The sequence below is a fragment of the Marinobacterium sp. xm-a-127 genome (genome assembly GCF_013283425.1).
Classification (GTDB): Bacteria; Pseudomonadota; Gammaproteobacteria; order Pseudomonadales; family Balneatricaceae; genus Marinobacterium_E.
This window is the reverse complement of record NZ_WBYH01000001.1, coordinates 775,189-796,184: the sequence shown is the minus strand read 5'-3', so window position 1 is coordinate 796,184 and position 20,996 is coordinate 775,189. Positions and strand designations below refer to the sequence as shown.

Here is a 20,996-nt window from a genome sequence, read left to right as displayed (position 1 = left end):
TTAAGCCTTAACAGACCTCAACTCTTGGAGTCTCTGCACAATGGATTGACCTAACTCGGTGCGAGCGTAGATTGTTATTTTACGTCCCAATGCTTCGGGTTCAAGGAAGAGATCTAGATCAGCTGCCGGCAAGAAACCTTCGCCCTTCTCTGACCACTCCACCAAACAGAGCGAACTGTTCTCAAAATAGTCGCGAATCCCCATATACTCGAGCTCTTCAGGATCACCCAAGCGGTAAAGGTCGAAGTGATAGACCCTACGATCATCAAACTCATAAGGTTCTACCAACGTGTAGGTAGGACTCTTCACTGCGCCTTGATGGCCTAACGACTGAATTACACCACGTGCGAGGGTCGTCTTACCCATGCCAAGGTTGCCATGCAGAAAGAGGACCCCCGAACTCATTGCACGGGAAATCAATGCACCAGCAGCGATTGTTTCAGCCTCATCTGCAAGAGACCATGAGATCGATTGTGTCACGAATTCATTACCCTAATAAACTTCTGATATGAGGAAGAAGGTCTGTCGCAATCAACCCTCTTTCACCCTCGGCACTGGCCATATCACCCGCTTTAGCATGGAGCCAAACACCTATCTGCGCAGAATCTAACAGAGAGTAGCCCTGCGCCAAAAACGTTGCGATGATACCAGAAAGCAGATCCCCCATCCCAGCCGTTGCCATACCTGGATTGCCTAGGTTGCAGATAAAGGCTTTATGACCATTGCAGACAATGCTGCCGGCACCTTTTAACACGATGACACCACCCAACTGGCTCTGAAGCGCAAATGCACTCCCGACAGGGTCAGACTGGACTTCTGCTATAGAACAGCCCAACAATCTAGCAGCCTCACCGGGGTGTGGCGTAAAGACAGCATGAGGATGAAAACCAACTTTATTCTGTGCAATAAGGTTCAGTGCATCCGCATCCACCACAGTCGGTTTATCTAAAGAGTTGACCCTTTCTAAACAGCTGAGAGCCCAATCGCTCTGCCCCAAACCGGGCCCTATCGCGATGGCATCCATGGATTGAATCATCGACTCAAAGGCCGCAATGTCACTGGCTAAACGCACCATCACCTCTGGCGTACGAGAGAGCATCGCTGTGACCGCCGATTCACTATTGGTCAGTAGCGTGACCCGCCCCGCCCCTGTTCTGAGCGCAGCTTCACTCGATAGCATCGGTGCTCCGCCAAACCCAAAATCACCGCCAATTACTACGAGGGACCCTTGACTGCCTTTGTGCGCAGCGCGATTCAGTGGAGCCATTTGGCTCAATGGTTCAGAGATCAATTGACTCTGTGACTCTGGGAAGAGCTCTGCTGGCACGCCCAAGCTATCCACCATCACACGACCAACATAGTCACGCGCTTGATTGATAAACATCCCCTGCTTGGGAGCGATAAAGGTCAAGGTCGCATCGGCCTTAACGGCAGAACCCAAGACAGATCCAGTATCAGCCGACAGGCCTGATGGGATATCCAAAGAAAACACAGGCCTTTGCTGCCGGTTAATCCAATGAATAACAGCAGCTGAGTCTGAGCGAACCTCGCCATTTAGACCGATCCCTAGCAGAGCATCAACGATGAGATCTGACTCATCAGTAAGAGCACTATCAAAAGGGTGTTTTGGAAGGTCATCAGGCAGGTCATTCCACGCCTCCAGAGCTTCACCGGTTAGCTGAACTTCAAAATCAGTGCTCGCCAGAGTAACTGTCACAGCATGACCTGTCTCATACAGCAGCTTGGCTAACGCCAATCCATCCCCGCCATTATTGCCTGCACCACATACAACAGTAAACGAGCTGGCCTTTGGGTAGAGTCTTGTGATCCAGTGTTGCGCTGATCGTGCAGCACGACACATCAATTGATAACCTGGTATCGGCATAGACTCAATGGCCAAGCGATCAATCACTTTGCATTGAGCGGCAGTAAAGAGCGAAGAGCCAATTGGGGACTCATTCATTCGAAGCACTCCTGATGCTGACTTAATTAACGTATAGTAACACCTCATCATGAAAACAAACTGATAATGACTCGCGTGCACAAGATCGAACTGTCCAATATTGCTGAAGGTTTAAAAGAGAGAGCGAAGCAGCTTGGTTTTCAGCAGTGTGCAATCACCCTGCCAGATCTACAACATGAAGCGAGCCACCTACGTTGCTGGCTGGATAAGCACTACCAGGGTGAAATGGGGTTTCTTGCCGAGCATTTCGAAAAACGAATCGACCCAACCCTGCTGGTTGAAGGCACTCAGCGCGTTGTTCTACTGCGTATGGACTACCTTCCTGCCGATGTCAGCCTGTTCAAAACGTTGACCAATGCCGACAAGGGTTACATAGCACGTTACGCATTAGGTCGTGATTATCACAAGTTGATTCGAAAACGCATTAAACAGCTAGGACAGTGGTTAGAGGAACAGTGCCAAACCTCTATTAACTTCCGCCCTTTTGTAGACAGTGCCCCAATCTTAGAGCGCCCTCTTGCGCGTGACGCGGGGTTGGGCTGGATCGGCAAAAACACACTGCTACTCAATCAAACTGCAGGGTCTTGGTTTTTTTTAGGCTCACTGTTTACCGATGTCGAGCTGCCCATCGACCCACCCGAAACGGCTTCACACTGCGGTTCATGCACCGCTTGTTTGGATGTTTGTCCCACCAATGCATTCCCCAAACCCTATGAGCTGGATGCTCGACGATGCATCTCCTATTTGACCATAGAGTACTCTGGCAGTATTCCAGAAGAGTTACGCCCGCTGATGGGCAATCGCATCTTTGGCTGCGACGATTGCCAACTGGTCTGCCCGTGGAACCGTTTTGCTCAGCACACCCAGGAGTGTGATTTCTCGCCACGCCATCAACTCGACGATATCGATCTGATTGAGCTGTTTCAGTGGAGCGAAGAGACCTTTCTACAAAGAACTGAAGGATCAGCCATTCGCAGAACGGGCTACCAGGGATTTAAACGAAACATTGCGGTAGCCCTAGGCAACAGTAAGGGTGGTGACAGAGTCATTGAGCTGCTTGAAGCTTGTTTAGCCTCTAACGAGAGCGCGCTAATAAAAGAGCACGCTCAATGGGCGGTTGAGCATTTAAGAAATCGAACGGCCGATGCGAACGCACTGAAAATTATCGATTTCCCACTTGCTCAACGTTTAGACCTGTAAAAAGTGCTCACGATAGACTTTTAACTCTTCAATGGAGTCACGAATATCATCCAGGGCTAAATGAGCCCCCTTTTTAACCACCTTTTCAGTCACATCAGGGCGCCAGCGGCGTGCCAGCTCTTTCAGCGTGCTGACATCCAAATTACGGTAGTGGAAGAAGGCTTCTAGTTCGGGCATGTAACGATGCAAAAACTTACGATCTTGATGGATAGAGTTTCCACAAATCGGCGAAGCACCCTGGTCGACATGCTCTCTCAAAAACGCCAACATCTGCTGTTCTGCTTCGGACTCACTGGTACGGCTCTGTTTAACTCGTTCAATCAAACCTGAGCCACCATGCTGCTTTGTATTCCACTCATCCATGGCATCAATCAGTGCATCGGATTGGTGAACGGTAATCACAGGACCTTCGGCTAGAGTGTTCAATTCAGAGTCGGTCACAATCGCAGCCATCTCAATGATGCGCTCACGCTCGACATCCAGACCCGTCATCTCTAGATCGATCCAGATAAGATTATCTTGTCGTGACATGCCAAAACTCCCTTTAAAGTGTCTAATCTTTTATGAACAAAGTATGATGCACAGTATACCGACTAACACAGCGATTTAGCAGAGATTGAATGGCGCAACGTAAAGTTAATCGCCGCCAAGCATGGCGTATTAAGAAGATTCAAGAAGAGCGTGCCGCTCGAGCCAATAAACGTGACACTCAAATCGACTCACAACTCGAAGGGGGCGATTTAGGTGCCGAACAGCGTGGCCTGATCATCTCGCACTACGGAAAACAGGTCGATATTGAAGCCTTAGATGGCGATCGTAGCGGTGAAATCATTCGCTGCCATATGCGTACCCACCTAGGGCAATTGGTGACCGGGGATAGAGTGATCTGGCGTCCCTCCCCCGATGCGGGTGTGGTCGTCGCTGTTGAGGATCGCCACTCTGAACTTAAGCGCCCAAACAATCATGGTGAGTTGAAGCCAGTCGCAGCCAACATCGATGCAATATTAATAGTCATCGCCGTCGAACCCCATGCGCACGCCAACCTGATTGATCGTTACTTAGTTGCCTCTGAACTCTCTGGCATAGAGCCTATTATTGTCTTAAATAAGACCGATCTACTCGATGACAAGCATCGTGAACGATTGATACCTCTTCTGGATAGCTATGCCGAAATTGGCTACCGCACCATCTATGCATCCACAGAGAACTCCAACGGCTTAGATGAGCTGCACGAGTTCTTAAAAGATCGCACGACCGTCTTTGTTGGACAGTCTGGTGTGGGTAAATCGTCGCTGGTCAATGCGCTACTGCCTGGCGTTGATCTGAAAGTGGGCGCCCTATCTGAGTCGAATCGAACCGGGAAACATACAACGACCACTGCTCGTCTATTCCACATACCCGAAGGGGGCGATCTCATCGACTCTCCTGGCATCCGTGAATTTGGTCTATGGCACATTGATCCTAACGATCTGATTGACGGATTTAAGGAGTTTCGCCAGGTCACTGGCCACTGCAAGTTCAGAGACTGTAAGCACGAACAGGAACCTGGCTGTGCCTTCTATGATGCGATCGATATGGGCGTCATCAGCGAGCAGCGTTTTTTCAGTTATAAACAGATTTTGGACTCCATGTTGGAGTCTGACTTCACGGTTCGATAGTGAAAAAGCCCTAGCTCAGGTATCATCTCTACTCAATTTAAAGAATCACTCAGGCGGAGTTTTTAGTGAAAGATAAACTGTTCATTCTGTTTCAATACATCGTGCCACAGCACTTGTTATCACGTGCCGTTGGTCGCCTAGCTGAGTGCACAAATAGTCGTATTAAGAACTGGATTATTCAACGATTTATTAAACAGTTTAACGTCGATATGAGTGAAGCGGAGCGCCAGCAACCGGAACAGTTCATCAACTTCAATGACTTCTTCACTCGCGCCCTTAAAGAGGGAGCTAGACCGATTGCTGAGGGCGAGGATGTCGTAGTTTCACCGGCTGACGGGGCAATCTCAGAGATGGGTACCCTTCAATATGGGCGTATTTTGCAAGCAAAGGGACATAGTTACAGCGCTGTTTCTCTGCTGGGTGGTTGTACCGAGCGAGCAAAACCCTTCATCAATGGCGAGTTCGCGACCATCTACCTATCACCAAAAGATTACCACCGCGTACACATGCCAGTAGCCGGTGCACTTAAAGAGGCCTACTACGTTCCTGGTGATCTTTTCTCGGTCAACCAAACCACAGCCAACAATGTTGACAGCCTGTTTGCTCGTAATGAACGCCTAGTCTGTCTATTTGAGACAGAGCGTGGCCCAATGGCGATGGTACTCGTCGGCGCAATGATTGTTGCCGGTATAGAGACCGTCTGGAGTGGCCAGGTAGCCCCTCTCAAAAAAGAGGCTATGAAACTGTTTAGCACAGAAGCTGACGCCCCTCTTCTACTGGAGAAAGGTGCAGAAATGGGCCGATTCAAACTCGGTTCAACGGTGATCCTTCTATACCCGGAGGGCGTAATCAATTGGCGCGACCATCTAGCGGCCGGCGCACCGGTTAAGATGGGCGAAGTCATTGCCCATCAAACAGAGTCTTAAGAGAAACCATAACCCTTTTTAGTGAGCTGAGCTATGAACATTGCGATAACGGATTCCAAACTGTTTTCCGTCGAAGGCGTTGATGCGGCCTCTTTTTTACAAGGCCAGCTGACCGCTGATGTTGCTGCACTTAACACTGGGGAGCACCTCATCGCCGCACACTGCTCAATTAAAGGAAGCATGATTGGGCTCTTCAGAGTCATGCGCATCAGTGACGAATGTTTTTGGCTGCGGGTCCATCAAGAGATCGCAGAAAGCGCCTTTAACAACCTAAAAAAATACAGCATTTTTTCCAAAGTGGAGCTTAACTTCATAGATAACGCCAATGGGTTTTGCCTATCGAGCGACTATTTAGAGTCTGTTAGAAGTTCAGAGAGTGACCGATCCTTTGCTGCTCAAATCGATGCCGAGCACGTTGAGTTCTGGACCATCGATCTTGAAGTACAAAATAGATTGGCCAAAGATGCATCCGACTCTTTAGAGGCTTGGTATGAAATCAATGTCCGCGCCGGTATCTTCGATTTAAGAGAGGCTACCCAAGAGACATTCATTCCTCAGATGTGTAATTTACAAGCCATTGATGGCGTCAGCTTCAGCAAAGGGTGTTACACCGGTCAGGAGATAGTAACCCGTTTACAGCATCGCGGTATTTTGAAAAAAGCGATGTACGGATTCACGCTACCGCAGGGCCATTCCATCAGCATTGGGGAGCCGCTGTTTAATGCTGACCAAGTTGAAGTCGGCACCGTTGTTCTGACAAGCTCAACTGATCAAACCTCTCTACTTGCTGTCATTCAACAGTCAGAAAAAGAGGGGGTGATTTTCACAGAGAGTGGAGCAGCACTAACCGCGTTTACACTTCCTTACACCCTAGATCCAAAGTTATTTGAATCCAAGCGTTAGTCATCAACCGAACAGATCTGCCTGTCCTATTACCGGCAACTCCCAGTTGATCTCAGAAAAGCCCTTCTCAGCGAGCCAAGTGTTGGCTTTAGAAAACGGCTGACTACCAAAAAAACCTCGGTGTGCTGATAGTGGCGAAGGGTGAGGTGATTGAATCACCAAATGCTTTGCCTGATCGATCATGCTCGTCTTTTTCTGAGCGTAGCTTCCCCAGAGGATAAACACCGTGCCAGTGGAGTGCTCATTTACCTGCTGAATAATACGATCGGTGACACTCTCCCAACCCTTGCCTTGGTGTGCATTGGCGCTGCTATCCTCTACCGTAAGGACCGCATTGAGTAACAGGACTCCCTGCTCTGCCCAGGCTTCAAGAAAACCATGTTCTGGTGCAGCTATTCCTAAATCACTACTCAACTCTTTGTAGATATTCCTCAGCGATGGTGGCACTTGAATACCGGGTAAGACAGAGAAACTTAAACCATGCGCCTGGCCTGCTTGGTGATAGGGATCTTGGCCAAGAATGACGACGCGTGTCGACTCTAGCGGGGTCAGCTCTAAAGCACGAAACCACTGATCTTGAGGTGGGTATATTGAGACACCCTCAGCTGTTCGCTGATCCAGAAATGCCATAAGAGATTGATAGTTTGGCGTCTCGGATATCTCTTTCAGCAGCTGCTGCCAACCCTTAGAAAGCATCGGCACCTACCTTGAATGCGACTGATTAAAGCTGAGTTCAGCTGAGCTTTTTACGACTCGGCCGAAAAAGGGTGAGTAGTATCGAACCTTGCCAGGCGCATGTGAGAAGTAGCCTGAGATAATCACGATCAGACAGAACAGTACTGTTGTCAGCTGGGGGGCGTTCATCGCTAACAACAGTAGAAAAATTTTAGTAATGACCGCCAAACCCCGCAGTTGAATCAACCAAATTGCATCAACGTAGAGTTCGACAAGTAGCATCAATGAGCCAGTCGTCAGTGCCAGTATGGCATAGGGGCGCCAAAGCGATTCGGGTAAGTCGTATAAGAAAAAGCCCGCAAAACCTGCAATACCAAAAAGGTGCAGAGTTCGCAGGCTTATACTGAGATAGCGCTTCGCTGTGAAGTCACGTTTCTGTTTTGGAAACAGCCTAGACAACACAGCAAAATCCTTCTGTACGCTTAATTGCGCTTAAGCGCGTGGACGCATTGCAGGGAATAGAATGACGTCACGAATCGATGGTGAGTCAGTCAGTAGCATCACCAAACGGTCAATACCGATCCCCTCGCCAGCTGTGGGTGGCAGTCCATACTCAAGTGCCGCAACGAAATCAGCGTCAAAGTGCATCGCCTCATCATCGCCTGCATCTTTCTCTGCGACCTGTTTGCGGAAACGTTCCGCTTGATCTTCAGCGTCATTCAACTCCGAGAAGCCGTTTGCTAGCTCACGACCCGCGACGAAGAACTCGAATCGATCGGTCACAAACGGGTTGTCGTCACTACGACGAGCGAGAGGAGAGACCTCGGTAGGGTATTCTGTAATGAAGGTTGGTTGCTGCAGAAGGTGTTCAACGGTCTCTTCAAAGATCTCAATCTGGATTTTACCCAGACCCCAGCTATCTTTTACGTCGATGTCCAGACGCTCGGCAATCTGACGAGCGGCATGTTCATTCGCCAATGCTTCCGCTGTAATGTCAGGGTTGTACTGCAGAATGGCATCAAATACTGACAATCGAGTAAAAGGCTTAGCCAGGTCATATTCAAACGTCTCTAGCACTTCACCCTCTTCATTACGAACCGTATTGATGATGGTTGTTGTGCCTAGCACCTGCTGTGCAACAGTACGGAGCATCTCTTCCGTTAGGTCCATTAGATCTTTGTAATCAGCATACGCCTGATAGAACTCGATCATAGTGAACTCTGGGTTGTGACGTGTTGACAGGCCCTCATTACGGAAATTACGGTTGATCTCAAAAACGCGCTCGAAACCACCGACAACCAGGCGTTTCAGGTAGAGCTCTGGCGCGATGCGAAGATACATATCGATATCAAGTGCGTTGTGGTGTGTCACAAAAGGACGAGCCGATGCACCACCAGGAATCGCCTGAAGCATTGGCGTTTCCGCTTCAAGGAAACGGCGCTCACTTAAGAACTGACGAATCGCGGCAATCACCTTAAAACGCGTCTCAAACACATCACGTGATTCAGGGTTAGTAATCAGATCAACATAACGCTGACGGTAGCGCATTTCAGTATCTTGAAGCCCTTTGTGTTTATCTGGCAGTGGGCGCAAGCTCTTTGTCAGCAACTGGTACTCTGCCATATCAACGTAGAGATCACCTTTACCTGACTTGTGCAATTCACCGCTAATGCCGACGATATCACCAAGGTCTAGCTGCTTAGCAAAGCTACGAGCCTCTTTGTTAACGTACGCCTGGATGCGGCCAGACATATCTTGGATCACCATGAACGCGCCACGGTTGAGCATCACTCGACCGGCAATAGAGACCTTAATGCCTGCAGCTTCTAGCTCCTCTTTGCTCTTCTCACCGTGTTCAGACTGCAGATCCTCTGCGTAGCTGTCGCGACGAAAAGTGTTCGGGAAGGCTTGGCCCTGCTCACGCAGTGCAGAGAGTTTTTCACGGCGCTCTGCAATCAAGCGGTTTTCATCAAGCTGTGTGTTATCAGACATGGTGTCTATTTCCTGTGTTAACTTTTAGAGACCAGCTTTTAAGCTAGCTTCAATAAACATATCCAGATCGCCGTCGAGCACGCGATCACAATTCGACGATTGAACGCCAGTGCGAAGATCTTTGATACGCTGATCATCCAGTACGTAACTGCGAATCTGACTGCCCCAACCTATATCGGCTTTAGTATCTTCAACCTCTTGGGCAGCCTCACGACGTTTCAGCATCTCCATTTCGTAAAGCTTGGAGCGTAACTGCTTCATACAGTTATCTTTATTCTGGTGCTGCGAACGCTGCGACTGACTCTGTACAACGATTCCAGATGGACCGTGGGTAATACGGACCGCCGACTCAGTTCGGTTGACGTGCTGACCACCCGCACCGGATGCACGATAAACATCGACACGAAGATCAGCCGGGTTAATGTCGATCTCAACATTGTCGTCGATCTCAGGAGAGACGAAGACAGATGAGAAAGAGGTATGGCGGCGACCACCAGAATCGAATGGGCTCTTACGAACGAGACGGTGAACACCCGTTTCTGTTCTTAACCAACCGAAGGCGTACTCACCCTCAAAACGAATCGTTGCAGATTTAATACCGGCCACGTCACCGTCAGACACTTCCATCAACTCGGTTTTAAAGCCTTTGCTCTCACCCCAACGAAGGAACATTCGAAGCATCATATTGGCCCAATCCTGAGCCTCGGTACCACCCGAACCCGCCTGGATATCCAAGAAGGCGTTACTTGAATCCGCTTCACCCGAGAACATACGGCGAAACTCAAGTTGCGATAACATGCCGCCTAGACGCTCAACTTCACTGCGAACCTCTTCAACGGTATCTTCGTCATCCTCTTCAACTGCCATCTCCAGCAGCTCCAGGCAATCAGCAGTCCCCTCAGTCAGCTCATCGATGGTCTTAATCACAGACTCAAGGCTTGATCGTTCGCGACCTAGCTTTTGTGCATGCTCTTGATCATTCCAAATATTGGGATCTTCAAGCTCACGCTCAACCTCTTCAAAGCGCTCAAGCTTCTCGTCATATTCGAGATAGCCACGCAACTCTTTAGTGCGTTCGGCATACTCTTTAAGGCTGTTAACAATCGGATTAATTTCCATAGTCGAGCAAATGTCCAAAAGGTCTTAAAAAAGGGGGCACATTTTACAGGATTTATCCTCACCTTTAAATCACCGTCTCGGCCTTTATTTCAACGTTTTTCATGCACCTCTATTGAGATAACGGACAAGCTAGTCCATCGTATGGGAATGACAAATTTTATCGATTTAACAGGCACCCTATATGGCTACCTAGCGGTACTCACCTTCCTTGTCGGGTACTATTTTGTGATCAGCGAAGACCGCACTCACCTAGCCAAATCCAAGCCGATGATGGTGGCCGCTGGTTTAATCTGGTTATTAGTCGGCCTTAGCTATTCCATCAATGGCCAACCAGAGCAAGCTGGCGCACTACTGGAACAGACCCTGCTTGAGTACGCAGAGCTTTTTCTGTTCCTGCTCAGCGCCATGACATTTATCCACGCCCTTGAGGAGCGCCACCTATTTTTGGCATTGCGTAGCTGGCTGATTGCTAGAGACTTTTCCCTAAGAACCGTGTTCTGGGTCACGGGTGGGTTGACCTTTGTCCTATCCCCCATTGCTGACAACCTCTCGACAGCGCTACTGATGGGCTCAGTAGTGATGGCTGTTGGCACCAGAACAGCGTCGTTCGTAGTGCTCGGCTTGATCAACGTGGTTATTGCCGCCAATGCAGGGGGCGTTTTCTCCCCCTTCGGCGATATTACTTCACTGATGGTTTGGCAGCAGGAGAAACTAAAATTCCTTGAATTTACCCATCTTATTGTTCCCGCACTGATCAGCTGGTTCGTGCCTGCTTTAGTGCTTAACCATTATCTTCCGACAGGCCCAGCGCAACTCCCGCATGAACAACAATCCATGAAGCCTGGAGCGATCGGCATGCTGATACTCTTTTTAGCCACGATAACGGCGTCAGTGTTAATCCATTCACTTCTGAAATTACCCCCGGTAATTGGAATGATGACGGGGCTAGGCGCGTTAAAGATTTATGGATACCTATTGTCAAAACAGGATCCTCTGTTGCAAGAGAGTGAATTGCGTGGACACCACATGGGTGCGATGACAAAACACCTCAAAGGGGATCACGGTGAAGTCGTCATGCGTTTTGATAATTTCCGAGTGGTTGAACGCGCCAGCTGGGATACATTAATGTTCTTCTATGGCGTTGTACTGAGCGTTGGTGGTTTAGCTGCCCTGGGCTATTTAGCCCTGATCTCAACGTCGCTTTACGGCAACTTTGGAGAGACCACCACCCATCTAATCATCGGCCTAAGCTCCTCATTGATCGATAACATACCCGTGATGTACGCCATTCTGAGCATGGATATGCCGATGTCGACTAACCAATGGCTATTGGCGACCCTCTGTATTGGCATTGGTGGCTCTCTGCTATCGATTGGCTCAGCGGCAGGTGTGGCTCTGATGGGCCAGGCGAATGGCATCTACACTTTCAGAGCCCACCTCAAATGGAGTTGGGCGATACTCCTTGGGTATGCACTATCAACCGGATACCATATAGTTTTTACATTGTGATTTTGTATTCATTAGCGAGCTTATCAACATGCAGAAAAAAATTGTCACCGTCTGGGATCTAAGCACTCGACTCTTTCACTGGCTTCTTGTCGTGCTATTTGGTTTGAGTTGGTTAAGTGCCGAGCTGGGTGGCAACTGGATGATCTGGCACACACGCCTTGGATTTTTAGCAGCAGGCTTAATCACATTCCGCATCATTTGGGGAGTGATTGGCAGCGACTCCTCTCGATTCTCTCAGTTCGTAAAACGCCCAAGCAGCGTCATAGCCTACCTCAAGGGAGAGGGGCAAAGAGACTACAACACACACAACCCTGCTGGCGCACTCAGTGTTATCGCCCTATTAGGGTTAATATCACTGCAAGTGACGACGGGGCTGTTTAGTAACGATGACATTTTTATTGAAGGGCCATTAGCCTACTTAATCTCATACGACGCTCAACTAGCGATGACGGAACTGCATGAGGCGGTTTTTAATCTATTGATGCTGTTTATCGCCCTGCATCTTGCTGCCATTATTTGGTATCAACGTTTCAAAGGTGAAAAACTGGTGCAAGCCATGCTGCATGGTAGAAAGGAGAGTGAAGAGGAAGCACCTAAGATTCGAGGCGGCATTCCTCTTTTTGTAGCAATCCTAGTAGGAGCGACTGTCAGCGCACTCCTATTTTGGATCTGATTAAAGGGTTAACGTTTCTCGCGGTAGTTGTCGTGACACCCTTTGCAGGATTTCGCGACAGCACCAAAGGCTGCTTTGGCATCCGCCAATTCACCGCCAGATAAAGCGACTAGCTTTTCAGCGGCTTCAGTCATAGCAACAAAGCGCTGATTGACATCATCTAAATTCTCCCAGAGCTCATCTTTGGCAGACGTTTCACCAAAATCAGAACCTTCGATAAACCCCTCAGCCGCAAGCGGCGCTACCGCTAAGAACGACTTAGCGTGATGAGCAAATTGCTCTGCATCATAATCAACCTTACCGCGAACCATGGCACCCATAGCACCAAAGTGCCAACCGTAGGCTTTAAAGATCCCTTGGCGATATTCAATAGCATCTTCCGCTCGATCAGCCTGTGCCAAAGGCGAAGCCAGTAAAGCACAAGACAAAGTCGTTAATACAACTTTCTTCAAAGACATAATCTCTCTCCGAGTTAACACTTAAACTTACAATTGTGGATAGATCAGATTGAGCCAACGCTCAACACGGTCTTTTGTTTCAAAGGACTGTGTATCCTCATCCAAGGCCAAACCCACGAAGGCAGTCTCACAAGGGATTAGCGCTTTTGAGGACTCAAAATCGTAACCTTCGACAGGCCATTCACCTATCAGCTTAGCACCCTTTTGTGAAATCTGTGCGGCAACTGTACCCATCGCATCAAGAAACCAATCGCCATATCCCAATTGATCACCCAATCCAAACAGTGCTACGCGTTTGCCACTGAAGTCGATTTCACAAAAACTCGACCAAACTTCTTCGAAATCTTCTTGTAACTCACCAAAGTTCCAAGTGGGCACACCAATAATCAGTGACGAAGCCTGTTCAACATCGGCATTAATCATGCTATCGATTGAAATTAGCTTTAGAGGCACCTCCCCTGGCCAGCACTCAACCATGAGTTGCGCTACGCGTTCAGTATTGCCTGTAGTACTTCCGTAAATGAGAGGGATCAAAAACTATTTGCCACCCATCGATTGAGAGGCAATTTTTTGAATCTCCTCTTGGGCGTTTTGAACCGTTTTCATATTCTGCTCAGCAGCCGCTTTAAGTGCAGCCTCTAAGCGCTGTGTATACTCTTTTTGCGCTTCGATGAACTCTTCAGGTGATTTTAGACCCTGAAGTGAATTAGCCTGATTCATGGTCGCTTGGATACACTGCTGGGTGTACTCAATCTGCTGATTGGTAATGCGCTGTAGCATCTCTTGCTGAACCTTCGCCAACTCTTGAAATGATTCAACACTCTGTTCGAACAGCTTTGTCATATCTTGAAACATTTGATAATCCTCAATGTCCATTTAAATTGACAGGTTTAACCTGCGCTACATCAAACATTACGTTACTCATAATAGAAATTCAGAGCAAGCGCTGTGGATTATGCAGTGAAAAGGTTATGATAGCGCCACTTTGATAACACTAACGGTTATTGACCATTAATTTGTTGGAATAGAATAGGAGGTCAGGTTTGACCAAAGCTCGTCTATTATCACTAGCCTTTGCATTGGCTCTTCCAGTCATGTCTGTTGAAGCCGCATCCATCATCGCAGCTGAGCGCGCCATTCAGTCAGCCGATTACACCAAAGCCCTTGAAGAGCTTAAGCCTCTAGCCAAAGAGGGTGATTTAGATGCTCTCTATCTAATGGGTACGCTGTACCGTGATGGCCAAGGTGTTGAAAAGAGCAAAGAGGATGCCAAGCAGTACTTCAGCAGTGCCGCTCGCCAGGGCCACCTAAAGAGTATCAACGCCCTTCGCGTCATGCGAAATGAGGTATACCTTGCCGAGTTCACACAACTTCTTCCTAAAGCGGAAGCGGGTGATGCCGATGCACAAAACCGAATTGGTGAAATGTACGAATTTGGCCAAGGCGTAGAACGCGACCTAAATCTTGCCCTGCAATGGTTTGATAAAGCCTCTCACAATGGCTCACTGATCGGGCTTCACAACTTGGCTAGAAGCTACAACTTCGGAAGCGGGACCGAGCAAAACTTTGCACAGGCTGAGAAGCTGTACCTGCAAGCTGCGGAATCGGGATACACTGAATCGATGTTCTTCTTAGGCACGCTGTACGCTACGGGTAATGGTAATGACCTTTCAGTAAATCCAGACATTACTGCTTACGCATGGATGAAAGCGGCAGCCAATGCTGGCTCAACAACGGCTCAAACCATTGAGGCACGCCTGCTGATGAAACTGTCTGATACCGAACAGAGCGAAGCCAAAGCACTTGCTGACAAGCTCTCACAGCAGTACATAAAATAACCAATATCAGATGGGCCATGAAGAGCGCTACGGCGCTCTTTTTTATAAGTGGAATATTTTTGATAACTTATTTGTATATAAAATCACCAAACATTCTTGGAAGAGTTATTAAAAGATCATTAGTATTGCCACTCCTAAAAGGAGTCGAGCATGAATACTTTAAACACGACATCTACAGACTTTAAAACCCAGCTTCTTGAGCCAAACAAGCTATTCTGGCTTATGCTCTCTTCTGCTTTGTTGATTGCTTCCGCTGTTTATGTGTTTAATGAGCACGGCACATTTGAACTACTTGCTCTCATTTTAGGTGCAGCCCTAGGTGTCTGTTTGCTTCAAGCTTCATTTGGTTTCACGACCGCATGGAGAGAGCTTATCTCTAAACGTCGTGGTGCGGGCATCCGCGCTCAGATGATCATGCTCTCCCTGAGTGTACTGCTATTTTTCCCGACCCTGGCCTCAGGCGAGCTGTTTGGTCAATCGGTCACAGGATTTGTTAGACCTCTCGGCCTCTCCGTTGTTGCCGGCGCGTTCATGTTCGGTGTAGGTATGCAGATCGCAAGTGGCTGTGCTTCGGGTAATCTTTACCATCTTGGCGGTGGACAACTGAGAGCCATTCCCGTCATGGCAGGCTTTAGTGCCGGTGCGCTATGGGCAACAGCTGACTATGAGTGGTGGACAACCTTGCCACAACTAGCGCCCATTGGATTGATCGAACTGCTGGGTCCAATCACCGCCATCGGTCTAAACCTGCTGTTATTCACTGCTATCTATCAGTTCACTAAACGTCTTGAAATTAAAGCTCACGGCTCGCTTGAAGAGTGTCAAAGTACTGGCACGACCAGCTTTGCAAGCAAACTGATTGCTGGACCCTGGCCACTGATTTGGGGAGCGGTTGGACTCACCATTCTAAACTTCGCAACACTCGCATTAATGGGCCGTCCATGGGCTGTTGCCCTTGCCTACCCTGTATGGGGTGCGAAAGTTGCTCAATGGTTAGAGCTCGATCTAGAGATCGACTTCTGGACCTACTGGATGTCACCTGGCCGTGAAGAGGCGCTCTACAACAGTCTCAGCCAGGATCCCGCGTCATTGATGAATGGTGGTGTCATCCTAGGCGCTTTCTTAGCGGCGGCGATCGCCGGCAAATTCACACTCAAGATGAAAATGCCGATTCAAAACTTCTTAGCCTCTCTGCTGGGTGGCGTGCTATTGGGCTACGGTGCAACCATCGCTTATGGGTGTAACATTGGCGCATTTGTAGGCGGTGTGGTCTCTGGCAGTTTACACGGCTGGCTATGGATCTTGTTTGCGTTTGCCGGTTCAGTGATCGGACTTAAGCTTCGTCCACTGCTTCGTTTAAAGTAAACTTTTCAGTACACTACGGCTCCGACAAAGGAGTTCAGTATGCCCAAACCGTTTCACGATGATGCTAACCAACATCAACTACCCTCTCTAATCATTAGAGTGATGGCAATGGTCTATGACACGCTGATCATTCTTGCCATTTGGTTCTTAATTGGTGCTATTGGAGTCATCCTAAATCAAGGTGAAGCGGTCGACAGCTTTCTCGGCCAAGCGGCCTTAAAGTCGGCACTGCTCTGCTCAACCTTTCTATTCTTTGGGTACTCCTGGACACGCTCCGGTCAGACGATCGGCATGATGGCTTGGCGCCTGCGTGCGCAGAGTGAAAAGGGGTTTTCGTTAACCTGGACTCAGGCACTGATTCGCTTTTTTGGTGCCGCTATCTCTATTGTCACTCTAGGAGCCGGTTACTGGGCGACGCTGTTAAGTGATGAGCGCCTAACCTGGCATGAGCGTTGGTCAAACAGTGTCACCGTTCGACTACCAAAACCTGCCAAAAAGAGTTAGCGAACTCTAGAGAGTAACCATAAAGCGATGGCAAAGCTGATCGCAATGGGTAACAGCGCGGCCAGTAACGGAGAAAATCCTAGCACCTGACTGGCCGGCGCCAAAAGATCCTGACTGAATTTAAATACCAGTCCAATCACGACACCGGTGATAATTCTTTGGCCTACCGTAACACCGCGCAGCGGTCCAAAAATAAACGCAACGCCAATCATCACCAAAGCGATAATTGACAAGGGTTGTAGCAATTTATTCCAAAGGGCTAACTCATAAGAGGTTGAATCCACCCCTTGATCATTCAGATAGCTAGAGTAAGAAGATAGACCTGAGATAGGGAGTTCAACAGGGGGCACCAAAATGACTCGCAGCATCTCTTCCGTCAATTCGGTTGACCAAAAAGTCTCATCTAAATGACCTTTTTCAATACGCTGATCATTGATCAGTGCCGTCAATTCAACGTCAGTTAGCAACCAACCTTGACGCTCTTCAGAGTAATACCCCGACTTGGCAAAACTGGTTTGTTTGAGCCTAAGCTCTGAATCAAATTGGTGACGAGTGACACCTAAAATTTGCCCGTCAGGAGTGATTGCAGAGACATGAATGTATTCACTCGGTTGACGATACCAGCCGCCACCTTCGAATAATTTCAAATTTTGATTCGCTGCCTTTAAAGCTCTAGCGCTTTGTTGAGCTTCAGGAATACCGATTTGATTTAGAAACAGTGAAAAGCAGGAAATTAAGAAGATGGGTTTTATGACGCCTAAAATAAGTTTTGACATAGAGACACCTGCTGCTCTCATGACTGTCAATTCAGAACTTGAGGCCAAAACCCCTAAACCGATAAGCGTTCCCACTAATGCACTGAGTGGAAGTAATTCAATACAAATACCAGGGATACTAAGAAGGGTGTAAATTATGGCATCTTTTGAAGTGTAACTACCCCTGACGTCTCCAAGCTCATCTAGATAAAGACTAATACCCATTAAACTGACTACAACTAACAAAACAACAAAAATTGCAGACAAGGTGTGAGCAGCGATATAACGATCCAAACGACTTAACATCAAAGAGCTCGCCTTTTAAAACTTTTAAGTCTAGGAAATTTCGGTAACCTTTCGAAAAAACGCTCAATAGCACCCTCAAAAACAAACATACTCAAAGCAATAATAAGCACTGCAATATGGACAAACCATATTAGCCAACTACCAGCGTCACCTTGTTCCACTTGCGCCCTTGCTGCAGTTAAAGCACCAACATAGACTTGGTATATTATGATTGCTGGAATAAGCTTCGAGTACCTACCCTGCCTAGGACTAGTCTTTGATAGCTGAACAGCCAATAAAACAACGATTATGGCCAAAAATGGTAGAGAAAGTCTCCAATGCAGTCTTCCAATATAAAAAGCTGAATCATTCTCTAATAAGGCAAGTGTAGGTAGAGCATCAAAGGCATTAATCGAGAACTGTCGCTCAACATCTCTCATTTTAAGCCCGTACTCATGATACTGAATCTCTTCAACTGAATTGTTCTCTGAAAAGTTATAACGATAGCCTTCCTCAAACACCAAGAAGCGCCCTTGATCGTCAAGAAATCTCTGCGAACCCTTCCTAGCAACTAGAATGTACCGTTCATCCTTCGCATCAATACCCGAAATAAAAACATCAACCAACTCCCCTTCATCACTGACCTGTCGAGCGTAAGTGACTTGTCTTTCGTTTTTACTGACCTGAAATTTACCGGGTAACAGCATATCCAGTTCACTTCGCTCTTTTTGCTCTGAAAGTATCTTTCTTGCCTCCGTCATGCCTGTAGGCGTTAGGTAAAGAGTCATTAAAGCAACTAACAAGGCGATGAAAACGGCTGGCCCAATTGCGTAGCTAGCCAATTTAAAGGGCCCTACACCACAGGCTTTCAAAACAATCATTTCACTATCTAAGTAGAATCGACCGTAGGCTAGCAAGATACCTAAAAACAGACCGAGGGGAAGAAGGAGCTCAAGAATTTTAGGGGTTCTGTAAATAACCAACTCAAGAATAACACTGGTTTGTATCTGACCAGCGGCAGCGTCATTTAGGTAGCCAATTATTCTGGCGCTGAGAATAATTAACAACAAAACAATCACAACAGCAAAAGTAGTCTTGAGTATGTCCAGACTTAGGTAACGATTTATAATCACTAATTAATCCGATAGGTGCATGGATATCCAACAGATGCGATACTGTAGGGCACATTATCACCTAAACCTAAGTGCTTGTCTTGTTAGAGGAAACAGAAATGGATTTTGAGATCGTTAACGGATCGATTGAGAGTGTAGAAGCAGATTGTATCGTTATTGCGATTGCGGCAGACGGTGAACTTTCGGACTCGGCTAAAGCGATTGATAAAGCCAGTTCAGGGGCCATAAGCGATGTTGTTGCATCGGGTGATTTTTCCGGCAAACAGGGCTCTCTGCTTCTACTGCGGAGCCTTCCTGGTATCAACACTAAGCGCATCCTGTTAGCTGGTGTAGGGGCACAGAGTGAACGAACCATCATCAAACAGCAGCAACTGATTAAAAGCGCGGTGGATACCATCAAAACTCTGGGTGTTAAAACACTCTGCTTTGCCCTGGATCGGATCAGCGGCAATAGCGACGACATCTACCGTGACACACGAACTCTAGTAGAAGCTTCGTCGGCCGCGCTCTACCAATACGACACCACCAAATCCAAGTCTGCACCTGCATTAACACTTGAGCACATTCATATCCACCTACCTGAGGAAGATACTGAATTTGGAGAGGGTGCCCTTCTGGATGGCGTTGCTATCGCCAATGGGGTATCAACTGCTCGTGAGCTGGGTAATTTGCCAGGCAATATCTGTACACCTCTCTACTTGGCAGAGCATGCTCAAAATCTTGCGGAAGAGTTCGACAGTGTCAGCTGTGACATTCTAGATGAGAAACAGATAGAAGAGCTGGGTATGGGTGCGCTTCTAAGCGTCGGCAAAGGCAGTGTCATTCCGCCTCGCCTAATTGTATTGAAATACCAAGGTGCAGAGGATGCTAATGAGGCTCCGTATGCTCTGGTTGGTAAAGGCATCACCTTCGATACCGGCGGCATCTCATTGAAACCAGGCCCTGAGATGGACGAGATGAAATTCGACATGTGTGGTGCAGCCAGCGTGTTAGGTGCCTTCGAATCAGTGGCAGAGATGAACTTGCCATTGAACCTTATTACGATCGTTGCTGCGGCTGAGAACATGCCTTCAGGTGAAGCCTCTAAACCAGGTGACGTGGTAACGACCATGTCAGGTCAAACAGTAGAGATCCTTAACACCGACGCTGAAGGCCGACTGGTACTTTGTGATGCTTTGACCTATGTGCAACAGTTCAATCCTCAAGCCGTCATCGATGTCGCGACCCTGACAGGCGCCTGTATTATTGCACTTGGACATCAAGCAACGGGAGTTCTTGCGAACGATAATGAGCTTGCAGCTAAGTTGCTTGATGCAGGTGAATTTGCTGGCGATCGTGGCTGGCAGCTACCTTTATGGGACGAGTACCAATCACAACTGGATAGCAATTTTGCCGATATGGCTAACATCGGAGGTCGACCTGCAGGGACCATTACCGCGGCCTGCTTCCTATCACGCTTTACCAAAGAGGTTAGCTGGGCTCACCTAGATATAGCCGGTGTTGCTTGGAATAGCGGCAAAGCCAAAGGGGCAACGGGACGTTGTGTTCCTATGCTGACGCAATATCTTCTCGATATTGCTGAGCAGATTGAGGCCTAAACGTGCCTCGCGCAGACTACTACATACTCCCCAGCAGTGATCACGACAGTCGTGAACTGCTGGCGTGTAAACTCTGTGAAAAAGCCTTATCCCTTGGCCAACGCATCCATATACACACTGAAAATGAAGCTGATCTACATCAGCTAGATCAGACTTTGTGGAATTTTCGATCGGACAGCTTTGTACCGCATGCCATACTGGGTACTGAACTTAAATCGCCTGTCTCTATAGCCTGTGGTGAATTGCCCTCAGAACCTATTGATCTGTTTATCAATCTAGGTTTAACCGCACCAGAGGGTTGTCAATCAGCTTCTCGCTGCATCGAGATTGTCACTCAATCCGAAACGGTACTAGCGGCCACACGACACTCATGGGCCATGCGAAAAGCAGCCGGCTGGGAGTTACAGAGGCAAGATCTTAGAGATCGATCTTAAATTTGTCC

The 20,996-nt window shown here is 48.0% G+C and carries 23 protein-coding genes; 11 read left to right on the top strand and 12 right to left on the bottom strand.

Features of this window, described 5'->3' with window-relative positions; translation table 11 throughout:
* Both tsaE and XMA127_RS03935 read right to left on the bottom strand, forming a co-directional pair.
* Nucleotides 1–480, bottom strand: a complete 480-nt coding sequence (tsaE, locus tag XMA127_RS03940; RefSeq protein ID WP_173483573.1) for a tRNA (adenosine(37)-N6)-threonylcarbamoyltransferase complex ATPase subunit type 1 TsaE — start codon at nucleotides 478–480, stop codon at nucleotides 1–3.
* 7 nt (nucleotides 481–487) lie between these two features.
* Nucleotides 488–1,963, bottom strand: coding sequence for an NAD(P)H-hydrate dehydratase (locus XMA127_RS03935; protein WP_173484550.1), 1,476 nt, complete (start codon nucleotides 1,961–1,963; stop codon nucleotides 488–490).
* Between the two features lie 66 nt (nucleotides 1,964–2,029).
* Between XMA127_RS03935 and queG the strand changes: the two genes are divergently transcribed.
* Nucleotides 2,030–3,163 (top strand): tRNA epoxyqueuosine(34) reductase QueG, encoded by a 1,134-nt coding sequence (gene queG / locus XMA127_RS03930; protein WP_173484551.1) that lies wholly within the window; start codon nucleotides 2,030–2,032, stop codon nucleotides 3,161–3,163.
* On the opposite strand, the gene orn is transcribed toward queG, so the two are convergent.
* Nucleotides 3,152–3,694: an oligoribonuclease gene (gene orn, locus XMA127_RS03925; protein WP_173484552.1), complete on the bottom strand. Its 543-nt coding sequence runs from the start codon at nucleotides 3,692–3,694 to the stop codon at nucleotides 3,152–3,154. The two genes, queG and orn, sit on opposite strands and share 12 nt — an antisense overlap.
* 89 nt (nucleotides 3,695–3,783) lie before the next feature.
* Here orn and rsgA point away from each other — a divergent pair, with 89 nt between their 5' ends.
* From rsgA to XMA127_RS03910, 3 genes are all read left to right on the top strand, one after another.
* Nucleotides 3,784–4,821, top strand: coding sequence for a small ribosomal subunit biogenesis GTPase RsgA (gene rsgA, locus XMA127_RS03920; RefSeq protein ID WP_173480693.1), 1,038 nt, complete (start codon nucleotides 3,784–3,786; stop codon nucleotides 4,819–4,821).
* A 65-nt stretch (nucleotides 4,822–4,886) separates the two neighbouring features.
* Nucleotides 4,887–5,747, top strand: coding sequence for an archaetidylserine decarboxylase (gene asd, locus XMA127_RS03915; RefSeq protein ID WP_173480692.1), 861 nt, complete (start codon nucleotides 4,887–4,889; stop codon nucleotides 5,745–5,747).
* A 33-nt stretch (nucleotides 5,748–5,780) separates the two neighbouring features.
* Nucleotides 5,781–6,650, top strand: a complete 870-nt coding sequence (locus XMA127_RS03910; RefSeq protein WP_173484554.1) for a folate-binding protein YgfZ — start codon at nucleotides 5,781–5,783, stop codon at nucleotides 6,648–6,650.
* Between the two features lie 3 nt (nucleotides 6,651–6,653).
* On the opposite strand, the gene ung is transcribed toward XMA127_RS03910, so the two are convergent.
* Genes ung through prfB form a run of 4 tightly spaced genes read right to left on the bottom strand, consistent with a single transcriptional unit; the run spans nucleotide 6,654 to nucleotide 10,436 of the window.
* Complete coding sequence (gene ung, locus XMA127_RS03905; protein WP_173484555.1) at nucleotides 6,654–7,346, bottom strand: uracil-DNA glycosylase; 693 nt, start codon at nucleotides 7,344–7,346, stop codon at nucleotides 6,654–6,656.
* Nucleotides 7,347–7,352: 6 nt separating this feature from the next.
* Complete coding sequence (locus tag XMA127_RS03900) at nucleotides 7,353–7,787, bottom strand: hypothetical protein (protein ID WP_173484556.1); 435 nt, start codon at nucleotides 7,785–7,787, stop codon at nucleotides 7,353–7,355.
* Between the two features lie 30 nt (nucleotides 7,788–7,817).
* Entirely contained in the window at nucleotides 7,818–9,317 is a 1,500-nt protein-coding gene (gene lysS / locus XMA127_RS03895; RefSeq protein WP_173483567.1) for a lysine--tRNA ligase, read from the bottom strand.
* Between the two features lie 24 nt (nucleotides 9,318–9,341).
* Nucleotides 9,342–10,436, bottom strand: coding sequence for a peptide chain release factor 2 (gene prfB, locus XMA127_RS03890; protein WP_173480687.1), 1,095 nt, complete (start codon nucleotides 10,434–10,436; stop codon nucleotides 9,342–9,344).
* Between the two features lie 147 nt (nucleotides 10,437–10,583).
* Here prfB and nhaD point away from each other — a divergent pair, with 147 nt between their 5' ends.
* The gene (gene nhaD / locus XMA127_RS03885) at nucleotides 10,584–11,945 is read left to right on the top strand and encodes a sodium:proton antiporter NhaD (RefSeq protein ID WP_254442793.1); all 1,362 of its coding nucleotides are present in this window, start codon (nucleotides 10,584–10,586) and stop codon (nucleotides 11,943–11,945) included.
* A gap of 28 nt (nucleotides 11,946–11,973) precedes the next feature.
* On the top strand, nucleotides 11,974–12,618 hold the full coding sequence (locus tag XMA127_RS03880) for a cytochrome b/b6 domain-containing protein (protein ID WP_173498925.1): 645 nt from the start codon (nucleotides 11,974–11,976) through the stop codon (nucleotides 12,616–12,618).
* Nucleotides 12,619–12,626: 8 nt separating this feature from the next.
* On the opposite strand, the gene XMA127_RS03875 is transcribed toward XMA127_RS03880, so the two are convergent.
* From XMA127_RS03875 to XMA127_RS03865, 3 genes are read right to left on the bottom strand one after another with little or no spacing between them, the layout of a single operon-like run.
* Nucleotides 12,627–13,076 carry a cytochrome c gene (locus XMA127_RS03875; protein WP_173495256.1) on the bottom strand — a complete coding sequence of 150 codons (450 nt, stop codon included), beginning with the start codon at nucleotides 13,074–13,076 and terminating at the stop codon, nucleotides 12,627–12,629.
* 27 nt (nucleotides 13,077–13,103) lie between these two features.
* A complete protein-coding gene (locus XMA127_RS03870) occupies nucleotides 13,104–13,610 on the bottom strand; it encodes a flavodoxin (RefSeq protein WP_173480683.1) in 507 nt (168 codons plus the stop codon).
* 3 nt (nucleotides 13,611–13,613) lie between these two features.
* Nucleotides 13,614–13,931: a phasin family protein gene (locus XMA127_RS03865; protein ID WP_173480682.1), complete on the bottom strand. Its 318-nt coding sequence runs from the start codon at nucleotides 13,929–13,931 to the stop codon at nucleotides 13,614–13,616.
* A 188-nt stretch (nucleotides 13,932–14,119) separates the two neighbouring features.
* Between XMA127_RS03865 and XMA127_RS03860 the strand changes: the two genes are divergently transcribed.
* From XMA127_RS03860 to XMA127_RS03850, 3 genes are all read left to right on the top strand, one after another.
* Nucleotides 14,120–14,914, top strand: a complete 795-nt coding sequence (locus XMA127_RS03860) for a tetratricopeptide repeat protein (RefSeq protein WP_173495254.1) — start codon at nucleotides 14,120–14,122, stop codon at nucleotides 14,912–14,914.
* Between the two features lie 150 nt (nucleotides 14,915–15,064).
* Nucleotides 15,065–16,279, top strand: a complete 1,215-nt coding sequence (locus tag XMA127_RS03855) for a YeeE/YedE family protein (RefSeq protein WP_173498924.1) — start codon at nucleotides 15,065–15,067, stop codon at nucleotides 16,277–16,279.
* Nucleotides 16,280–16,318: 39 nt separating this feature from the next.
* A complete protein-coding gene (locus XMA127_RS03850) occupies nucleotides 16,319–16,783 on the top strand; it encodes an RDD family protein (protein ID WP_173495252.1) in 465 nt (154 codons plus the stop codon).
* On the opposite strand, the gene lptG is transcribed toward XMA127_RS03850, so the two are convergent.
* Both lptG and lptF read right to left on the bottom strand, forming a co-directional pair.
* The gene (gene lptG / locus XMA127_RS03845; protein WP_173495251.1) at nucleotides 16,780–17,844 is read right to left on the bottom strand and encodes an LPS export ABC transporter permease LptG; all 1,065 of its coding nucleotides are present in this window, start codon (nucleotides 17,842–17,844) and stop codon (nucleotides 16,780–16,782) included. The two genes, XMA127_RS03850 and lptG, sit on opposite strands and share 4 nt — an antisense overlap.
* On the bottom strand, nucleotides 17,844–18,956 hold the full coding sequence (lptF, locus tag XMA127_RS03840) for an LPS export ABC transporter permease LptF (protein WP_173484562.1): 1,113 nt from the start codon (nucleotides 18,954–18,956) through the stop codon (nucleotides 17,844–17,846). The genes lptG and lptF overlap by 1 nt, the downstream gene beginning before the upstream one ends.
* 98 nt (nucleotides 18,957–19,054) lie before the next feature.
* On the opposite strand from lptF, the gene XMA127_RS03835 reads away from it, so the two are divergent.
* Complete coding sequence (locus tag XMA127_RS03835) at nucleotides 19,055–20,554, top strand: leucyl aminopeptidase (RefSeq protein ID WP_173480676.1); 1,500 nt, start codon at nucleotides 19,055–19,057, stop codon at nucleotides 20,552–20,554.
* Nucleotides 20,555–20,556: 2 nt separating this feature from the next.
* On the top strand, nucleotides 20,557–20,988 hold the full coding sequence (locus XMA127_RS03830) for a DNA polymerase III subunit chi (RefSeq protein WP_173483558.1): 432 nt from the start codon (nucleotides 20,557–20,559) through the stop codon (nucleotides 20,986–20,988).
* Nucleotides 20,989–20,996: the final 8 nt, after the last annotated feature.

Bases quoted from the DNA above. Each gene is read 5' to 3' on its own strand.
- XMA127_RS03935 (WP_173484550.1), bottom strand. From the start codon at position 1,963: ATGAATGAGTCCCCAATTGGCTCTTCGCTCTTTACTGCCGCTCAATGC.
- queG (WP_173484551.1), top strand. From the start codon at position 2,030: ATGACTCGCGTGCACAAGATCGAACTGTCCAATATTGCTGAAGGTTTA.
- orn (WP_173484552.1), bottom strand. From the start codon at position 3,694: ATGTCACGACAAGATAATCTTATCTGGATCGATCTAGAGATGACGGGT.
- rsgA (WP_173480693.1), top strand. From the start codon at position 3,784: ATGGCGCAACGTAAAGTTAATCGCCGCCAAGCATGGCGTATTAAGAAG.
- XMA127_RS03910 (WP_173484554.1), top strand. From the start codon at position 5,781: ATGAACATTGCGATAACGGATTCCAAACTGTTTTCCGTCGAAGGCGTT.
- ung (WP_173484555.1), bottom strand. From the start codon at position 7,346: ATGCTTTCTAAGGGTTGGCAGCAGCTGCTGAAAGAGATATCCGAGACG.
- lysS (WP_173483567.1), bottom strand. From the start codon at position 9,317: ATGTCTGATAACACACAGCTTGATGAAAACCGCTTGATTGCAGAGCGC.
- prfB (WP_173480687.1), bottom strand. From the start codon at position 10,436: ATGGAAATTAATCCGATTGTTAACAGCCTTAAAGAGTATGCCGAACGC.
- nhaD (WP_254442793.1), top strand. From the start codon at position 10,584: ATGACAAATTTTATCGATTTAACAGGCACCCTATATGGCTACCTAGCG.
- XMA127_RS03880 (WP_173498925.1), top strand. From the start codon at position 11,974: ATGCAGAAAAAAATTGTCACCGTCTGGGATCTAAGCACTCGACTCTTT.
- XMA127_RS03875 (WP_173495256.1), bottom strand. From the start codon at position 13,076: ATGTCTTTGAAGAAAGTTGTATTAACGACTTTGTCTTGTGCTTTACTG.
- XMA127_RS03865 (WP_173480682.1), bottom strand. From the start codon at position 13,931: ATGTTTCAAGATATGACAAAGCTGTTCGAACAGAGTGTTGAATCATTT.
- XMA127_RS03855 (WP_173498924.1), top strand. From the start codon at position 15,065: ATGAATACTTTAAACACGACATCTACAGACTTTAAAACCCAGCTTCTT.
- XMA127_RS03850 (WP_173495252.1), top strand. From the start codon at position 16,319: ATGCCCAAACCGTTTCACGATGATGCTAACCAACATCAACTACCCTCT.
- lptG (WP_173495251.1), bottom strand. From the start codon at position 17,844: ATGTTAAGTCGTTTGGATCGTTATATCGCTGCTCACACCTTGTCTGCA.
- XMA127_RS03835 (WP_173480676.1), top strand. From the start codon at position 19,055: ATGGATTTTGAGATCGTTAACGGATCGATTGAGAGTGTAGAAGCAGAT.